15 protein-coding genes are annotated in these 18,331 nt (G+C 56.6%); 10 read left to right on the top strand and 5 right to left on the bottom strand.

The annotated features are described in order from the left end of the window. Positions 1-157 precede the first annotated feature (157 nt). Positions 158-898, top strand: a complete 741-nt coding sequence (gene cysQ, locus SPH27_RS12280; protein ID WP_182072209.1) for a 3'(2'),5'-bisphosphate nucleotidase CysQ — start codon at positions 158-160, stop codon at positions 896-898. Here cysQ and SPH27_RS12275 read toward each other — a convergent pair. Next, on the bottom strand, positions 892-1,449 hold the full coding sequence (locus SPH27_RS12275) for a YtfJ family protein (RefSeq protein ID WP_047059492.1): 558 nt from the start codon (positions 1,447-1,449) through the stop codon (positions 892-894). The two genes, cysQ and SPH27_RS12275, sit on opposite strands and share 7 nt — an antisense overlap. Positions 1,450-1,773: 324 nt before the next feature. On the opposite strand from SPH27_RS12275, the gene SPH27_RS12270 reads away from it, so the two are divergent. Beyond that, positions 1,774-1,980 carry a DUF1107 domain-containing protein gene (locus SPH27_RS12270; RefSeq protein ID WP_024551446.1) on the top strand — a complete coding sequence of 69 codons (207 nt, stop codon included), beginning with the start codon at positions 1,774-1,776 and terminating at the stop codon, positions 1,978-1,980. 72 nt (positions 1,981-2,052) lie between these two features. On the opposite strand, the gene SPH27_RS12265 is transcribed toward SPH27_RS12270, so the two are convergent. Together SPH27_RS12265 and msrA are read right to left on the bottom strand one after the other, a co-directional pair. Beyond that, positions 2,053-3,390, bottom strand: coding sequence for a hemolysin family protein (locus tag SPH27_RS12265; RefSeq protein ID WP_032662457.1), 1,338 nt, complete (start codon positions 3,388-3,390; stop codon positions 2,053-2,055). 212 nt (positions 3,391-3,602) lie between these two features. Then, positions 3,603-4,244 carry a peptide-methionine (S)-S-oxide reductase MsrA gene (msrA, locus tag SPH27_RS12260; RefSeq protein ID WP_322435694.1) on the bottom strand — a complete coding sequence of 214 codons (642 nt, stop codon included), beginning with the start codon at positions 4,242-4,244 and terminating at the stop codon, positions 3,603-3,605. Between the two features lie 224 nt (positions 4,245-4,468). Here msrA and tamA point away from each other — a divergent pair, with 224 nt between their 5' ends. The 3 genes from tamA to SPH27_RS12245 are packed head-to-tail and all read left to right on the top strand — an operon-like array spanning position 4,469 to position 10,322. Beyond that, positions 4,469-6,202 (top strand): autotransporter assembly complex protein TamA, encoded by a 1,734-nt coding sequence (tamA, locus tag SPH27_RS12255; RefSeq protein WP_033144487.1) that lies wholly within the window; start codon positions 4,469-4,471, stop codon positions 6,200-6,202. Next, positions 6,199-9,975, top strand: coding sequence for an autotransporter assembly complex protein TamB (tamB, locus tag SPH27_RS12250; protein ID WP_182072207.1), 3,777 nt, complete (start codon positions 6,199-6,201; stop codon positions 9,973-9,975). The genes tamA and tamB overlap by 4 nt, the downstream gene beginning before the upstream one ends. 2 nt (positions 9,976-9,977) lie before the next feature. Next, complete coding sequence (locus tag SPH27_RS12245) at positions 9,978-10,322, top strand: gamma-glutamylcyclotransferase family protein (RefSeq protein WP_014830431.1); 345 nt, start codon at positions 9,978-9,980, stop codon at positions 10,320-10,322. Between the two features lie 465 nt (positions 10,323-10,787). Here the strand turns inward: SPH27_RS12245 and ppa are convergent, their stop codons facing one another. After that, positions 10,788-11,318, bottom strand: a complete 531-nt coding sequence (gene ppa, locus SPH27_RS12240) for an inorganic diphosphatase (RefSeq protein ID WP_010427397.1) — start codon at positions 11,316-11,318, stop codon at positions 10,788-10,790. A gap of 309 nt (positions 11,319-11,627) precedes the next feature. Here ppa and ytfQ point away from each other — a divergent pair, with 309 nt between their 5' ends. The 5 genes from ytfQ to SPH27_RS12215 all read left to right on the top strand — a co-directional run bounded on the left by ytfQ (position 11,628) and on the right by SPH27_RS12215 (position 17,908). Then, complete coding sequence (gene ytfQ, locus SPH27_RS12235) at positions 11,628-12,584, top strand: galactofuranose ABC transporter substrate-binding protein YtfQ (protein WP_014882271.1); 957 nt, start codon at positions 11,628-11,630, stop codon at positions 12,582-12,584. A 132-nt stretch (positions 12,585-12,716) separates the two neighbouring features. Beyond that, on the top strand, positions 12,717-14,219 hold the full coding sequence (gene ytfR / locus SPH27_RS12230; protein ID WP_029741733.1) for a galactofuranose ABC transporter, ATP-binding protein YtfR: 1,503 nt from the start codon (positions 12,717-12,719) through the stop codon (positions 14,217-14,219). 10 nt (positions 14,220-14,229) lie between these two features. Continuing rightward, entirely contained in the window at positions 14,230-15,255 is a 1,026-nt protein-coding gene (gene ytfT, locus SPH27_RS12225) for a galactofuranose ABC transporter, ATP-binding protein YtfT (RefSeq protein ID WP_165356711.1), read from the top strand. Then, positions 15,242-16,243 (top strand): galactofuranose ABC transporter, permease protein YjfF, encoded by a 1,002-nt coding sequence (yjfF, locus tag SPH27_RS12220; protein WP_023293434.1) that lies wholly within the window; start codon positions 15,242-15,244, stop codon positions 16,241-16,243. The genes ytfT and yjfF overlap by 14 nt, the downstream gene beginning before the upstream one ends. A 93-nt stretch (positions 16,244-16,336) precedes the next feature. Next, positions 16,337-17,908, top strand: coding sequence for a methyl-accepting chemotaxis protein (locus tag SPH27_RS12215; protein WP_033144491.1), 1,572 nt, complete (start codon positions 16,337-16,339; stop codon positions 17,906-17,908). Here the strand turns inward: SPH27_RS12215 and SPH27_RS12210 are convergent. Next, complete coding sequence (locus tag SPH27_RS12210; RefSeq protein ID WP_033144492.1) at positions 17,880-18,236, bottom strand: helix-turn-helix domain-containing protein; 357 nt, start codon at positions 18,234-18,236, stop codon at positions 17,880-17,882. The genes SPH27_RS12215 and SPH27_RS12210 overlap by 29 nt on opposite strands. Positions 18,237-18,331: the final 95 nt, after the last annotated feature.

Below are 18,331 nucleotides of genomic sequence, written 5' to 3'. Positions count from 1 at the left end.
AGAGTATGTATCTATAGCTTGTTGCTTACAGAAATGTGAATCCTGACAGAAAAAAGTCACCTGAAACCGGAATTGCTTCACAGATAGCGGAATTGTTCACATTACGATATAACTAAAACAAAGAGTTAACCTCACTGCGTTAACAAAGAGGTGGAAAATGCTAGTTAAAATTTGTCAGCTCGCACGGGATGCGGGAGATGCCATCATGCAGGTGTATGACGGCAGTAAACCTATGGAGGTGGTCAGCAAAGCCGACGACTCTCCGGTCACGGCGGCGGATATCGCGGCGCATAAGGTGATCCTGAAAGGATTACAGGCTTTAACGCCGGATATCCCCGTTCTGTCAGAAGAAGCGCCGCAAAGCTGGGACGAGCGCCAGCACTGGCAGCGTTACTGGCTGGTCGATCCGCTGGACGGGACAAAAGAGTTCATCAAGCGCAACGGTGAATTCACCGTCAATATCGCCCTGATTGAGAAGGGCAAAGCGGTGCTGGGCGTGGTCTACGCGCCGGTGATGAAGGTGATGTACAGCGCTGCAGAAGGGAAGGCGTGGAAGGAAGAGTGCGGCGTGCGCAAGCAGATCCAGGTGCGCGATGCGCGTCCACCGCTGGTGGTGATTAGCCGCTCGCACAGCGACAGCGAGCTGCAGGAGTACCTGCAGCAGCTGGGTGAACACCAGACCACCTCGATTGGCTCATCGCTGAAATTCTGCCTGGTGGCGGAAGGCCATGCGCAGCTCTACCCTCGCTTTGGGCCAACCAACGTCTGGGATACCGCGGCAGGTCATGCCGTTGCCGCGGCCGCCGGGGCGCATGTTCATGACTGGCAGGGCAAGCCGCTGGACTATACCCCGCGCGAATCCTTCCTCAACCCCGGCTTCCGCGTCTCTATTTACTGAGCCAGCAGCTTATGCAGCAGGTCGACAACCTGCTGCACCTCTTCCTGGGTTAACGCGCCGTCTTTCGCCCACTGTACGCGGCCCTCTTTATCCAGCACGATAATCGCGGAGCTCTCTTCTTCCAGCTGCCAGGCCTTACGGGTTACGCCGTTGCTGTCGACGATAAACTGCGACCACGGGTAGAGCTTTTTATTGCTCTCAAGGCTTGAGCGCACAAACATCCCGGAGCCCGGAATGGCGTCGTCGGTGTTAACAATGGTGGTCGTCTGGTAGCGGTCGTGAGGGAATTTTGCGGCCTTGATCGCTTCCACCAGGGTAGCATTTTTCTCTTTTGCGGATGTACGACCGGCAATATGTTGTACAACTCTCACTTTGCCCGCGAGCTGCGCGCTATTCCAGGCTTTGTAGCTAAACTTATCATTGTCGAGAATCAATTCTCCCCGGTCAGCAATGCCGACTGGCGGTACACGTTGTCCTTTTTCAATGTTGTGAGCGGAAGCCCACAGTGGCAGCAGCAGGCAGGCTGCTGCAAGGATATTACGTAGGGTCATGGCGTTTCCTTATTGTTTGCAGGTGATCCGACCACTTGGTCTTGCGCTTTTAATCATAAGTGCGATCAATGGGGTTTTCCCGCAATCCCGATGCCAGTTTGCGGGCGAACGCACATATCCATGAAAAAACGACGGCTTATACTGCGCCCGGTCACGCTTTGCAAAGATTATTCTGAATAATTGTAATCAAACGGTAAATAAACTTATGCACACTGGGTAACACCGTAGTTCTGGTCTATAGTCATTGGGCATTAAAATTTGCGCTCAGGACAGTCGGGCCGATTGTGGCACCGCAAGAGCGTATGATTCGCAGGAGATACAAGAATGAAAATTTTCCAACGCTACAACCCGCTTCAGGTGGCGAAGTACGTGAAGATCCTGTTCCGTGGACGGTTGTATATCAAGGATGTTGGCGCTTTTGAGTTTGATAAGGGCAAGATCCTTGTCCCAAAAGTGAAGGACAAACAGCACCTGTCTGTGATGTCCGAAGTCAACCGTCAGGTTATTCGTCTGCAGACTGAGATGGCTTAACCAACGTGCTATGCAGTAGTTAAAAAAAACGGCTCCCAATGGGAGCCGTTGATGTTTGTAGAGGCTGGCGCTTTACGCCGACACCTTCTCTTCCGCGTCCGGCAGCTTCGGTACCAGTACGGTCGGTTTATTGTCGATGCGGGTCACGAGCAGCTGGTCGATGCGGTAGTTATCAATATCCACCACTTCAAACTTGTAGCCGGAGAACTTCACCGAGTCGGTACGTTTCGGGATCTTACGCAGCATAAACATCATAAAGCCGCCAATGGTCTCGTAGTTACCGGACTGCGGGAACTCGTCGATATCCAGCACGCGCATCACGTCTTCAATCGGTGTGCCGCCATCAATCAGCCATGAATTATCGTCACGCTGAACAATCTGCTCTTCCAGCCCCTGGCCAACCAGGTCGCCCATCAGTGTGGTCATCACGTCGTTCAGGGTGATAATACCCACCACCAGCGCGTATTCGTTCATGATAACCGCGAAGTCTTCCCCGGCGGTTTTGAAACTTTCCAGCGCTTCTGAGAGCGTCAGGGTGTCCGGCACAATCAGGGTATTGCGGATCTGCACGCCGCTGTTGAGCGCCAGGCTCTGGTTTGCCAGCACGCGGTTCAGCAGGTCTTTGGAGTCGACGTAACCGATGATGTGGTCGATATCTTCATTACAGACCAGGAACTTAGAGTGCGGATGCTGCGCTACTTTGTTCTTCAGGCTCTGCTCATCTTCATGCAAATCGAACCAGATAATGTTTTCACGGCCCGTCATGGAAGACGGCACGGTACGGGATTCCAGTTCGAATACGTTCTCAATCAGCTCGTGCTCCTGCTTGCGCAGCACCCCGGCCAGCGCGCCGGCTTCCACCACCGCATAAATGTCGTCAGAGGTGATGTCGTCTTTACGCACCATCGGCAGCTTAAAGATGCGGAAAATGACGTTCGCCAGGCCGTTGAAGAACCACACCAGCGGACGAAACACGTACAGACAGAAGCGCATCGGGTTGATGATACGCAAAGCCACAGCTTCTGGCGCAATCATACCGATGCGTTTCGGGGTCAGGTCTGCAAAGAGGATGAACAGGCCGGTTACCAGCGAGAAGGAGAGGATAAAGCTCAGCTGTTCGGCCAGTTCAACGGACATGTACTTAACAAACAGACTATAAAACGCCGGGGAAAACGCCGCATCACCCACGATACCGCCGAGAATGGCGACCGCGTTGAGGCCAATTTGCACCACGGTGAAGAACATCCCGGGATTTTCCTGCATTTTCAGGATGCGGGTGGCATTGATGTTGCCTTCATCGGCAAGCAGCTTCAGTTTGATTTTACGGGACGCGGCCAGCGAGATCTCAGATATCGAGAAAAACGCGCTGACGGCAATCAGACAAAGTATTACTAAAATACTGTTTAACATAGTTTATCCGGCTTCTCGCCAGATCCTCAGAAGGGGAGTTGATACCATTTGTGTGAAAACACATTGAAAATCAGCTCGTAGCGTTGAGCCGATTATTTCAGCGGGTAGTATAGCGTAAAGAGATGTAAATCTGCCAGAGGTCACAATTTGGCATAAAAAAGACCGGACAGCGTGGCGCTGTCCGGTACGGGCGACGATTTAACGGCTGATAATCAGGCCAGCTGTGGCGGCAGGCAGACGCCGATGCCCCCGATACCGCAGTAGCCGTACGGGTTTTTATGCAGATACTGCTGGTGATCGTCCTCGGCATAGTAGAACGGTTTCGCGGTGGTGATTTCCGTCGTCACCTCGCGCGTATCGCCCGCTTCACGCATGGCCTGCTGGAAACGCTCAAGGCTGGCGCGCGCGGCGGCATCCTGCTCGGGCGTGAGCGGATAAATAGCCGAACGGTACTGTGTGCCGTGGTCGTTGCCCTGACGCATGCCCTGCGCCGGGTCGTGGTTTTCCCAGAAGACCTGCAGGAGCTGCTCGTAGCTGATGACTGCAGGGTCATAGACCACGCGTACCGCTTCCGCATGCCCGGTTTCGCCGGAGCAGACTTCGCGATAGGTAGGATTCGGCGTGTAGCCGCCCGTGTAGCCAGCCGCCGTGCTGTAAACGCCGGGCAGCTGCCAGAAGAGGCGCTCAACGCCCCAGAAGCAGCCCATGGCGAACAGGGCGATTTCCATTCCCTCCGGCACGTTGGTCATGGAATGGTTATTGACGGCGTGTAAGGTCGCCACAGGCATAGGGGGGTTGCGTCCCGGTAATGCATCAGTTTGTGAAACCAGATGCTTTTTGTCGAATAAACTCACGATGGGGCCTCCCGGGGTGCGATGTTTCGGTTAAGGTTGTCACGAAGCGTTTAATTGAACACAATAAATGCGCTGAATGAGTCTAGATTTAATCATAAGAAATATTTGGGTGTTACACCCGTTTTCAACCCGTGATTTGGGTTTTTGGCCAACAGGCCGTATTTTGCCGCGGAGCGGTACTTCATTTGCTTCCAGGGTGGAAACAGGGATATTCAGGAGAAAACGTGACAAAAATCCGCCAGTTATGTTTAGTCAGTGTATTGCTGACAAGCGGGATTGCCAGCGCGGCGAATGTCCGTTTGCAGGTTGAGGGGTTATCCGGGGCGCTGGAAAAAAACGTGCGTGCGCAGTTGTCGACCATCCAGAGTGATGAGGTGACGCCGGACCGGCGTTTTCGCGCGCGCGTCGATGACGCCATCCGTGAAGGGCTGAAAGCGCTGGGGTATTACGAACCCACCATTGATTTCGATCTCCGCCCGCCGCCAAAGAAGGGGCGCCAGGTTCTTATTGCCCGCGTTTCGCCGGGTGAGCCGGTATTGATTGGCGGCACGAACGTCATTCTGCGCGGCGGGGCGCGTACCGACCGGGATTACCTGGACCTGCTCAGCACGCGGCCGAAAATCGGTACCGTGCTTAACCACGGTGACTACGATCATTTCAAAAAAGAGCTGACGAACGTTTCCCTGCGTAAGGGCTACTTCGACAGCCAGTTCAATAAAAGCCAGCTAGGGATTGCGCTGGATCGGCGTCAGGCCTTCTGGGATATCGATTATGACAGCGGAGAACGCTATCGCTTTGGCGATGTGACGTTTGAAGGGTCGCAAATTCGTGAAGAGTATCTGCAAAACCTCGTGCCGTTCAAAAAAGGGGATTACTACCAGTCGAGGGACCTGGCGGAACTGAACCGTCGTCTTTCCGCTACCGGCTGGTTTAACTCCGTGGTTGTCGCACCGGAATTTGATAAGTCTCGCAAAACGAAGGTGTTGCCGCTGCATGGCGTTGTCTCGCCGCGCACCGAGAACACCATTGAGACCGGTGTTGGCTACTCGACGGATGTTGGACCACGCGTGAGAACCTCGTGGAAAAAGCCGTGGATGAACTCGTACGGTCACAGCCTGACCACCAGCCTGAGCCTCTCTGCGCCCGAGCAGCAGCTGGATTTCAGCTATAAAATGCCGCTGCTGAAAAACCCGCTTGAGCAATATTACCTTGTGCAGGGCGGTTTCAAGCGCACCGACTTGAACGACACAAAGCAGGACTCGACGACCCTTGCGGTCTCCCGCTTCTGGGATCTCTCCAGCGGCTGGCAGCGCGCCATTAACCTGCGCTGGAGCCTGGACCACTTTACCCAGGCCAACGTCACCAATACCACCATGCTGCTTTATCCGGGCGTGATGATCAGCCGTACCCGCTCGCGCGGCGGCCTGATGCCGACCTGGGGCGACTCACAGCGCTACTCCATCGATTATTCCAACTCCGCCTGGGGCTCCGACGTGGATTTCTCGGTGATTCAGGCGCAAAACGTCTGGATCCGCACGCTGTACGACAAACACCGCTTTGTGATGCGCGGCAATCTCGGCTGGATTGAAACGGGAGACTTCGAGCGCGTTCCGCCGGATCTGCGCTTCTTCGCCGGGGGCGACCGCAGCATTCGTGGGTATAAGTACAAATCGATCTCGCCTGAGAACGAAAAGGGCCAGCTGACCGGGGCATCAAAACTGGCGACCGGATCGCTGGAGTATCAGTACAACGTCAGCGGAAAGTGGTGGGGCGCCATGTTTGTTGACGGTGGCGAAGCGGTGAACGATATCCGCCGCAGCGACTTCAAAACCGGCGCGGGCGTGGGCGTACGCTGGCAGTCACCCGTCGGACCCATCAAGCTCGACTTCGCCGTGCCTGTCGGCGACAAAGAAGAGCACGGATTACAGTTTTACATCGGTCTGGGGCCTGAATTATGAGTTTATGGAAGAAAATAAGCCTCGGGGTGCTGATTTTTATCGTGCTGCTGCTCGGTACGGTGGCGTTTCTGGTGGGAACGACGACCGGGCTGCATCTGCTGTTTAACGCTGCGAACCGCTGGGTGCCGGGGCTGGAGATTGGCCAGGTAACGGGCGGTTGGCGCGATCTGCGTCTGAAGAATATCCGCTACGAGCAGCCGGGCGTGGCGGTGAACGCCGGGGAGTTCCACCTGGCGGTGAAGCTGGGCTGCCTGCGCGACAGCAAGCTCTGCGTCAACGATCTGTCGCTTAAAGACGTCAACGTGGCGATAGATTCGAAAAAAATGCCGAAGTCTGCGCCGGTCGAGGAAGAGGACAGCGGCCCGCTGAATCTCTCCACGCCGTACCCGATCGCGCTCTATCGGGTCGCGCTTGATAACGTCAATATCAAAATCGACGACACTACCGTTTCGGTGATGGATTTCACCTCCGGCCTGCGCTGGCAGGAGAAAAACCTGACCCTGACGCCGACGTCCCTGCAGGGCTTGCTGATCGCGCTGCCGAAGGTGGCCGACGTGGCGCAGGAAGAGATCGTCGAGCCGAAGATCCAGAACCCGCAGCCGGAAGAAAAGCCGCTGGGCGAAACGCTGAAAGATCTCTTCTCGAAGCCTGTCTTGCCGGAAATGACCGACGTTCATCTGCCGCTGAACCTCAACATCGAGGAGTTCAAAGGCGAGCAGCTGCGCCTGACCGGCGATACCGATCTGACGGTCTATAACATGCTGCTGAAAGTCAGCAGCATTGACGGCAACATGAAGCTCGACGCGCTGGATATCGACACCAACCAGGGCTCGGTGAATGCGTCAGGGAATGCCCTGCTGCGCGACAACTGGCCGGTGGACATCACGCTGAACAGCGCGCTTAACATCGATCCGCTGAAAGGCGAAAAGGTGAAGGTCAAAGTGGGCGGGGCGCTGCGCGATAAGCTGGATGTCGGGGTGAATCTCTCCGGCCCGGTGGACATGGTCCTGCGCGCGCAAACGCAGCTGGCGGAAGCCGGGCTGCCGCTCAATCTGGAGGTTGTCAGCAAGCAGCTTTACTGGCCGTTCACCGGCGAAAAGCAGTTCCAGGCCGATGACCTGAAGCTGAAGCTGAGCGGCAAGATGACCGACTACACGCTCTCGTTCCGCACCGCGGTGAAGGGCCAGGGCGTGCCGCCTGCGAATATCACGCTGGATGCGAAGGGCAACGAACAGCAGGTCAACCTCGACAAGCTGACAGTCGCGGCGCTGGAAGGCAAAACCGAGCTGACCGCGCTGCTCGACTGGCAGCAGGCGATCAGCTGGCGCGGCGAGCTGAAGCTGACGGGCATTAACACCGCCAAAGAGGTGCCGGACTGGCCCTCGAAGCTGGATGGCCTGATTAAAACCCGCGGCAGCCTGTACGGCGGTACGTGGCAGATGGACGTGCCGGAAATCAAGCTCACCGGGAATGTGAAGCAGAACAAGGTTAACGTTGAAGGCTCGGTGAAAGGCAACAGCTATCTGCAGTGGGTTATCCCGGGGCTGCACGTGGCGCTGGGCCGCAACACGGCGGATATCAAAGGCGAGCTGGGGGTGAAAGATCTCAATCTGGACGCCACCATCGACGCGCCGAATCTGGATAACGCCCTGCCGGGTCTGGGCGGCACGGCGAAAGGCCTCGTGAAAGTGCGCGGTACGGTGGAGGCACCGCAGCTGCTGGCGGACATTACCGCCAATAACCTGCGCTGGCAGGAGCTGAGCGTTGCCCGCGTCCGCGTGGAAGGGGATGTGAAATCCACCGATCAGATCGGCGGTAGCCTGAACCTGCGCGTGGAGCGCATTTCTCAGCCGGACGTGAACATTAACCTGGTCACCCTGGACGCCAAAGGGAACGAGAAGCAGCACGACCTCCAGCTGCGCGTGCAGGGCGAGCCGGTCTCCGGCCAGCTTCACCTTACCGGCAGCTTCGACCGCAAGGAAGAACGCTGGAAAGGGACGCTGGATAACACGCGTTTCAATACGCCGGTCGGGCCGCTGGCGCTCTCGCGCGCCATAGCCCTCGACTACCGCAACGCTGAGCAGAAGATAAGCATTGGGCCACACTGCTGGACCAACCCGAATGCGGAGCTGTGCGTGCCGCAGACCATCGATGCGGGTGCGGAAGGGCGCGCGCAGATCAACCTCAACCGCTTCGATCTGGCGATGCTGAAGCCGTTTATGCCGGACACGACCCAGGCCAGCGGCGTCTTCAGCGGGAAAGCCGATGTGGCCTGGGACACCACCAAAGAGGGGCTGCCGCAGGGCAGCGTCACGCTGTCCGGGCGTAACGTGAAGGTGACGCAGGAGGTCAACGACGCGCCGCTGCCGGTGGCGTTCGATACCCTGAACCTGAGTGCCGATCTGCATAACAATCGCGCGCAGCTGGGGTGGACGATCCGCCTGACCAACAACGGTCAGCTGGACGGGCAGGTCCAGATTACCGATCCGCAGGGACGGCGTAATCTGGGCGGCAACGTCAACGTCCGTAACTTCAACCTGGCGATGGTGAACCCGATTTTCGCGCGCGGGGAAAAAGCGGAGGGCATGCTGAACGCTAACCTGCGCCTGGCCGGTAACGTGCAAAGCCCGCAGCTGTTCGGTCAGATGCGGCTCAGCGGCGTGGATATCGACGGTAACTTCATGCCGTTTGACATGCAGCCCAGCCAGATCGCGATGAACTTCAACGGCATGAGCTCGACGCTGAGCGGCTCGGTATTGACGCAGCAAGGGCAAATCAACCTGAGCGGCGACGCGGACTGGAGCCAGCTCGACAACTGGAGCGCCCGAATTGCCGCGAAGGGCAGCCGGGTACGCATCACCGTACCGCCGATGGTGCGCCTGGACGTCTCGCCTGATGTGGTCTTTGAAGCCACGCCAAGCCTCTTCACGCTTGACGGACGCGTCGACGTGCCGTGGGCGCGCATCGTGGTTCACGACGTGCCGGAAAGCGCGGTCGGCGTCTCAAGTGATGAAGTGATGCTCAATGAAAATCTGAAACCTGTCGAACAGAAGAGCGCGGGCATACCGATCAATAGTAACCTCATCGTGCACGTGGGAAATAACGTGCGGTTGAATGCGTTTGGGCTGAAGGCGAGGCTGACGGGCGATCTGAAAGTGGCGCAGGATAAACAAGGGCTTGGCCTGAACGGGCAGATCACTATTCCTGAAGGGCGTTTCCACGCCTATGGTCAGGATCTGATTGTGCGCAAAGGCGAGCTGCTGTTCTCCGGTCCACCGGATCAGCCCCTGCTGAACATCGAGGCGATTCGTAACCCGGAAGCGACGGAAGATGACGTCATTGCTGGCGTTCGCGTCACCGGTTCCGCCGACGAACCGAAGGCGGAGATCTTCTCTGACCCGGCGATGTCGCAGCAGGAAGCGCTCTCTTATCTGCTGCGTGGACAAGGTCTGAACAGCGGACAAAGCGACAGTGCGGCGATGACCTCGATGTTAGTGGGTCTGGGGGTTGCACAAAGTGGGCAGGTTGTGGGTAAAATCGGCGAGACGTTCGGCGTAAGCAATCTGGCGCTGGACACCCAGGGCGTGGGTGACTCCTCGCAGGTGGTGGTCAGCGGCTATGTACTGCCGGGTCTGCAGGTAAAATATGGTGTGGGGATCTTTGACTCACTGGCAACTCTCACGTTACGCTATCGCCTGATGCCCAAGCTATATCTGGAAGCAGTGTCCGGCGTAGACCAGGCACTTGATCTGCTCTATCAGTTTGAGTTTTAGCAATGCGAATATTTGTCTACGGCAGTTTACGAACCAAGCAAGGCAACAGTCACTGGATGACCAATGCCCTGCTGCTGGGGAATTACAATATCGAGAACTACCAGTTGTACAGCCTGGGCCACTATCCAGGCGCGGTTCCGGGCGAAGGAACAGTACAGGGTGAAGTCTATCGTATTGATAACGCGACGCTTGCCGAACTTGATGCCTTGCGCACCAGGGGCGGTGAATACGCACGCCAGTTGATCCAGACGCCGTACGGAAGTGCGTGGATGTACGTCTACCAGCGTCCGGTCGAAGGGTTAACGCGGATTGTAAGCGGTAACTGGTTAGACAGAGACCAGTACTGAAAAAAACAACGCCACCGTGAGGTGGCGTTGTTTTTTTTATTTCTTCAACTCTCTTCTGTATCCCGGCGTCGGGTTAAAAACAGAGGAACGAACAGCATGATGTACGGGGCAATAAGCCATAAAAAACACAAGGCGCGTGAACGGCCATAGTAGTTTATGCACCGCGTATTGCTTGAAATGACGGGCAGGAAAAACAGTAAAAACAGCAGAATCACATAATCGCTTCGATAAGGGATCCATAAGTAAAACAAAAACCAGGCAAGCTGGAATGTCATGATGCAGAGATACTGCCATTTACTGTCTTTACCGTAACAGTCAAACGCCTTTATGTAGCCCATCTTTATGCTTTGAAGAAAGAAACTTAGCATGTATAACGCTCACGATCGCGACGGTCAGGAGTTTATGTGTTTTTTAAAGGCACAAAAAAGCCCCGACTCGCGGGGCCTTCATTAACAGCAGTAAGAATTACTTCTTAGCTGCGCGTTCGAAAGAGGCAATGATTTCTGCTTTCGCCGCTTCTGCGTTGTCCCAGCCGTCAACTTTAACCCACTTGCCTTTTTCGAGGTCTTTGTAGTGCTCGAAGAAGTGAGTGATCTGCGCTTTCAGCAGCTCTGGCAGGTCGTTCACATCTTTGATGTGATCGTATTCTTTGCTCAGCTTGGTGTGCGGTACCGCAACCAGCTTCGCATCTTCACCGGATTCGTCGGTCATTTTCAGCACGCCAACTGGACGGCAGCGAATGACGGAGCCTGGCTCCAGTGGGTATGGCGTTGGGACCAGCACGTCAACCGGGTCACCGTCCAGAGACAGGGTGTGGTTGATGTAACCGTAGTTGCACGGATAGAACATCGCGGTAGACATGAAACGGTCTACGAACAGGGCGCCGCTCTCTTTGTCCACTTCGTATTTGATCGGATCTGCGTTAGCCGGGATTTCGATAACTACGTAGATGTCTTCTGGCAGTTCTTTACCCGCTGGGACGTTGAGTAAGCTCATGTCGGTGTCCTTTAAAATGGATGGTAAACAAGTGGCAGGTATTATAGCCAACTCGCGCTGAATGTCTCCGCCTGTTTTCGCTTTCTCTCCCCGCTTTCTCCACTTTTCAGACCGATTCCATGACAGAAAAATCCATAAACTCAGCCGCATTTTTCATGGTGAAATGAAAGCGATTACAAACTTGTGATTAACGTTTTATTCACTTTTCTGAAGTGTGATGTAACGCAATTCGTTACATATTTCATGGGCTATAGTCATTTCGCAGAACATCTTTTAACCAACAATAAACACCCCTACGAGGACGCTCATATGTGGAAGCGCTTACTTCTTGTCACAGCAGTTTCGGCAGCCATGTCGTCTATGGCGATGGCCGCTCCCTTAACCGTAGGTTTTTCGCAGGTCGGCTCTGAATCTGGCTGGCGAGCGGCAGAAACCAACGTTGCCAAAAGCGAGGCTCAGAAACGCGGCATTACCCTGAAAATCGCCGATGGTCAGCAAAAACAAGAGAATCAGATCAAAGCCGTGCGCTCCTTTATCGCCCAGGGCGTGGATGCCATCTTTATTGCACCCGTCGTGGCGACCGGCTGGGAACCCGTCCTGAAGGAAGCGAAAGACGCTGAGATCCCTGTCTTCCTGCTCGACCGTTCCATCGACGTCAAAGACAAATCCCTCTATATGACCACCGTGACCGCCAACAACGTGCTGGAAGGGCAATTGATTGGCGACTGGCTGGTGAAACAGGTCGACGGCAAGCCGTGTAACGTCGTTGAGCTGCAGGGCACTGTCGGCGCGAGCGTGGCCATCGACCGTAAAAAAGGCTTTGCTGAGGCCATCGCTAAAGCGCCAAACATCAAGATTATCCGCTCTCAGTCCGGCGACTTTACGCGCAGTAAAGGTAAAGAGGTCATGGAGAGCTTCATCAAAGCTGAAAACAACGGCAAGAACATCTGCATGGTTTACGCCCACAACGATGACATGGTGATCGGTGCGATTCAGGCAATTAAAGAAGCGGGCCTGAAGCCGGGCAAAGATATCCTCACCGGCTCTATCGACGGCGTGCCGGACATCTACAAAGCGATGATCGACGGCGAAGCCAACGCCAGCGTGGAGCTGACGCCAAACATGGCGGGCCCGGCATTCGACGCGCTGGAGAAATTCAAGAAAGACGGCACGATGCCTGAGAAGGTGACGGTCACCAAGTCCACGCTCTACCTGCCTGACACGGCGAAAGAAGAGTTAGAGAAGAAGAAGAATATGGGCTACTAAGAACCGCGCCCCTCACCCCAGCCCTCTCCCCGGAGGGGAGAGGGAAAAGGGCGGTTTGGGCAGAAATTTATAGACTGGCACGAATAGTCCCCTCTCCCCTCCGGGGAGAGGGTCAGGGTGAGGGGGAAAACCATGACCACTGAACAACACCAGGAAATCCTCCGCACAGAGGGCTTAAGCAAATTCTTCCCCGGCGTAAAGGCGCTGGATAACGTTGATTTCAGCCTGCGGCGCGGTGAGATCATGGCGCTGCTGGGTGAGAACGGCGCGGGAAAATCGACGCTGATTAAATCCCTCACCGGCGTTTATCACGCCGATCGCGGCACCATCTGGCTGGAAGGCAACGCCATTTCGCCGAAAAATACCGCCCATGCCCAGCAGCTGGGGATCGGGACGGTGTACCAGGAAGTAAACCTGCTGCCGAATATGTCGGTGGCGGATAATCTGTTTATTGGCCGTGAGCCGCGACGTTTTGGCCTGCTGCGCCGCAAAGAGATGGAGGCGCGGGCGACAAAGCTGATGGAGTCGTACGGCTTCTCCCTTGACGTCCGCGAGCCGCTGAACCGCTTTTCCGTGGCGATGCAGCAGATCGTCGCCATCTGTCGCGCGATCGATCTCTCCGCGAAGGTACTCATCCTCGACGAACCCACCGCCAGCCTCGATACCCAGGAAGTTGAGATGCTCTTTACCCTGATGCGCCAGCTGCGCGATCAGGGCGTCAGCCTGATCTTCGTTACCCACTTCCTCGATCAGGTATATGAGGTAAGCGATCGCATCACGGTGCTGCGCAACGGCAGCTTTGTCGGCTGCCGCGAAACCCGCGAGCTGCCGCAGATCGAACTGGTGAAAATGATGCTGGGCCGCGAGCTGGAAACCAACGCCCTTCAGCGCGCCGGGCGCACGCTGCTCAGCGAGAAACCGGTCGCCGCGTTCAGCGATTACGGTAAGAAAGGGGTGATCTCGCCGTTTAATCTGGAAGTCCGCCCTGGCGAAATTGTCGGGCTGGCGGGCCTGCTGGGCTCCGGCCGGACCGAAACCGCCGAGGTGATATTCGGAATCAAGCCGGCCGACAGCGGCACCGCGCTGATCAAGGGCAAACCGCAAACCCTGCGATCCCCGCATCAGGCCTCCTGTCTGGGCGTCGGCTTCTGCCCGGAAGATCGGAAAACGGACGGCATTATTGCCGCGGCTTCGGTGCGGGAAAATATCATTCTGGCGCTGCAGGCCCAGCGCGGCTGGCTGCGCCCGATCCCCCGTAAAGAGCAAAACGCCATTGCCGAGCGCTTTATCCGTCAGCTGGGTATTCGTACCCCGAGCGCGGAACAGCCTATCGAGTTCCTCTCCGGCGGCAACCAGCAGAAGGTGCTGCTCTCCCGCTGGCTGCTGACCAAACCCCAGTTCCTGATCCTCGACGAACCGACCCGCGGCATTGACGTGGGGGCGCACGCCGAAATTATCCGGCTTATCGAAACCCTGTGCGCGGACGGTCTGGCGCTGCTGGTTATTTCGTCCGAGCTGGAAGAGCTGGTGGGCTATGCCGATCGCGTCATCATCATGCGCGATCGCAAACAGGTGGCAGAGATCCCGCTGGATAAGCTGTCCGTTCCGGCGATCATGAATGCCATCGCGGCATAAGGAGTAAATCGTGATGCCCCGTTCGCTTTCGCAAACCGGTGAGTCTAAGCGCCGCTTCAGCTGGCCAACCGGCACGCCGCAAATCGCAGCGCTGCTGGTGGTTCTGCTGGTGGATAGCCTGGTCGCGCCGCATTTCTTCCAGATTATCGTGCAGGATGGGCGCCTGTTTGGCAGCCCGATAGACATTCTAAACCGTGCCGCGCCCGTGGCGCTGCTGGCCATCGGGATGACGCTGGTCATCGCCACCGGCGGGATTGACCTCTCCGTCGGCGCGGTGATGGCTATCGCCGGGGCCACGGCAGCCTCCATGACCGTGTCCGGACACAGCCTGCCGGTGGTACTGCTGGCGGCCTTAGGCACCGGCGTGCTGGCCGGATTATGGAACGGCATTCTGGTGGCGGTGCTGAAAATTCAGCCCTTTGTCGCCACCCTTATCTTAATGGTGGCCGGGCGCGGCGTGGCGCAGCTGATTACCTCCGGGCAGATTGTCACCTTTAACTCGCCGAGCCTGGCGTGGATCGGGAGCGGCAACCTGCTGTTCTTCCCGACGCCGGTGATCGTTGCCCTGGTCACGCTCGTTGTCTTCTGGCTTTTCACCCGCAAAACGGCGCTGGGCATGTTCATTGAAGCCGTCGGGATCAACATCCGCGCCGCGCGCAACGCCGGGGTCAACACCCGTCTGATGGTGATGCTGACCTACGTGCTGAGCGGCGTCTGCGCCGCCATCGCCGGGGTCATCGTCGCCGCTGATATTCGCGGGGCCGATGCCAACAACGCGGGACTCTGGCTGGAGCTGGACGCGATCCTCGCGGTGGTGATCGGCGGTGGATCGCTGATGGGCGGGCGCTTTAACCTGCTGCTCTCGGTGATTGGCGCGCTGATCATTCAGGGAATGAACACCGGGATCCTGCTTTCGGGGTTCCAGCCGGAACTCAACCAGGTGGTGAAAGCGGTGGTCGTGCTCTGCGTGCTGATCGTCCAGTCGCCGCGCTTTGTCAGCATCATTAAGGGGATCCGTGGCCATGATAAAACGTAATTTACCGTTGATGATCACGCTGGGCGTGTTTGTGCTGGGGTATCTCTACTGCCTCACCCAATTCCCCGGTTTTGCCTCGACCCGCGTGATTTGCAATATCCTGACCGATAACGCCTTTTTAGGCATCATCGCCGTCGGGATGACCTTTGTGATCCTCTCCGGCGGGATCGATCTCTCCGTTGGCTCGGTGATCGCGTTCACGGGCGTATTCCTCGCGAAGGCGATCGGCTTCTGGGGGATCTCTCCGCTGGTGGCGTTTCCGCTGGTGCTGGCGATGGGCTGCGCGTTTGGCGCCTTTATGGGGCTGCTGATTGACGCGTTAAAGATCCCGGCGTTTATCATTACCCTCGCCGGGATGTTCTTCCTGCGCGGAGTGAGCTATCTGGTGTCGGAAGAGTCGATTCCGATTAACCATCCGGTGTACGACACGCTCTCCAGCCTGGCGTGGAAAATTCCCGGCGGCGGCCGCCTGAGCGCGATGGGGCTGCTGATGCTGGGCGTGGTGGTGATTGGCATCTTCCTCGCCCACCGTACCCGGTTTGGCAACCAGGTTTACGCCATCGGCGGTAACGCCACGTCGGCAAACCTGATGGGGATCTCCACCCGCAGCACCACCATCCGCATCTATATGCTCTCGACCGGCCTGGCGACGCTGGCGGGTATCGTCTTCTCGGTGTATACCCAGGCGGGCTATGCCCTTGCAGGCGTGGGCGTGGAGCTGGATGCGATTGCTTCTGTGGTCATCGGCGGCACGCTGCTCAGCGGCGGGGTGGGGACGGTGCTGGGAACGCTGTTCGGCGTGGCTATCCAGGGGCTGATACAAACCTATATCAACTTTGACGGCACGCTCAGCTCCTGGTGGACGAAGATCGCCATCGGCATTCTGCTGTTTATTTTTATTGCCCTGCAGCGTGGCCTGACGGTGCTCTGGGAGAACCGTCAAAGCTCGCCTGTTACCCGCGTAAACACATCGGTAACAGAGCGATAACACGCTGAATTTGCTTAAAGTCTAAACATTTTCCGGTAGCGGCCGATACTCTTTTTTTATGCCCAGAAATATCTCGCTACCGGAAATAATATCATGCTTAAAACGCTATCGATTCGTACCGGCTTGCTCTCTTTACTGGCCGTTATGACCCTTCTGCTGCTGATTGTCAGCGGCATTGGCATTTATGCCCTCACACAGAGTTCTTCTTCACTGCAGCGTATTAATCACCTTCAGGGTGAGCAGATGGTGCAGCTTAATTCAGGCTATACGCTGATCCTGCGCGCGCGCAATGAGGCGGGCCAGGCCGTCCGCATGATGGAAATCGGCATGCTGGACGATGCGGCCAAAGCGGTAAAAAACATCAATCAGGAAGTTGCCCTGGCCCAGAAAACGCTGAAAGGCGTGATCGACGGCGGCGTGGCTGACGAGCAGGGGCAACAGCTGCTCGATAAAGTGGCGGCCAGCCTGGCGACGTATAGCCAGCAGGGGATCAACCCGATGCTGAAAACCCTGAATGATCAGAGCGCGGACGGGTACTACGATCTTCTGGAGAAGACGCTGATTCCGGTGGCGAAGCAGTTTGATAACGACATGCAGGCGTTTCAGAAATGGAGCGAAGCGCGTGGTCAGGCGGAAGTGAGCGCCGTGCAGGCGAGTAAAACCCGCGTACTGATCCTGATTATCGTCGCAGCGCTGCTGACGGCGGGCATTATCGTGCTCGCGTGGCTGGTGCTGCGCCATATGCTGCTCAAGCCGCTCTCTGCATCGATCGCTCAGCTGGAGAACGTGGCGGCGGGGGATTTAACCCATACGCTGAATGCCCCCGCGAGCCAGGAGTTTAACCGCCTCAATGCGGTGATAGAGGAGATGCGGCAGTCGCTGATGAACTCGGTTATGCGGGTACGCGATGCCAGCTCGCAAATTGACACCGGTAGCCGCGAGCTGACGCTGGGAAACCGCGATCTTGCCGAGCGTACGGAATCCACCGCCACGTCGCTGGAGCAGACGGCGGCCAGCATGGAACAGATCACCGCGACGGTGAAGCTCAACGCCGATAACGCCGAGCAGGCGCACCAGCTGGCGAAGTCGGTGTCCGACACGGCCGATCACGGCAGCGAAATGGTCTGCTACGTAATTGAAAAAATGCGCGATATCTCCGGCAGTTCGGCGCGCATCGCCGACATCCTGAGCGTGATCGACGGTATTGCCTTCCAGACCAATATTCTGGCGCTTAACGCCTCCGTGGAAGCGGCGCGCGCGGGCGAGCAGGGGCGCGGGTTTGCCGTCGTCGCGGGCGAAGTGCGAAACCTTGCCAGCCGCAGCGCCGACGCTGCGAAAGAGATCCGATCGCTTATCAGTGATTCGCAGACCCACGTTAACGAGGGCAGCGAGCTGGCACAGCAGGCCGGCGAAACGATGGACGAAATCGCAACAGAAGTGCTGCGGATGACCAAACTGATGCGTGAGATTGCGACCGCGTCTCAGGAGCAGAGCCGCGGCATTGAGCAGGTGAATATTGCGGTGAATCAGATGGACGAAACCGCGCAGCAGAATGCGGCGCTGGTGCAGCAATCCTCCGCCGCGACCCGCTCCCTTGAAGAGCAGTCGCGTCAGCTGATGGAAGCCATGTCATCATTCAAAGTGACGACTCAGACCGCTGCATAATATTACCCAGCCCCGGTACGTTCTGTGCCGGGGTTTTATTTTTTCCGGAATTAACTGCCGCAATATTATCGTGAATTTCACCCATTAATATTTCCAGTGAGCTGGTTAAGGCTAACGCTTTTTCCGTCGGTTCAAGATATAAACCTTTGCGGAAAAATAACGGTTCATCAAAGAGTTGATTAAAACGCTTTAGGGCCAGACTCACCGCCGGACGTGACATCTCCAGACGCAAAGAGGCTTTAGCCATGCTGCCGCAGCGGACGATTTCAATAAAGACAGGGATAAGATTTAAATCAATGCCGGTATTAGCACGGGAATAATTGTTCATTGCGATTCTGCTCCACGAAATATCTGTCAAACTGTTATGGAAATAATGCAGGAGCAGTGGTGAATATTAAAGCCTGTTTTTTATAAACACTTATA

Source organism: Enterobacter sp. A103 (genome assembly GCF_034427535.1).
Classification (GTDB): Bacteria; Pseudomonadota; Gammaproteobacteria; order Enterobacterales; family Enterobacteriaceae; genus Enterobacter; species Enterobacter asburiae_B.
This window is presented reverse-complemented; position numbering and strand designations above follow the sequence as displayed.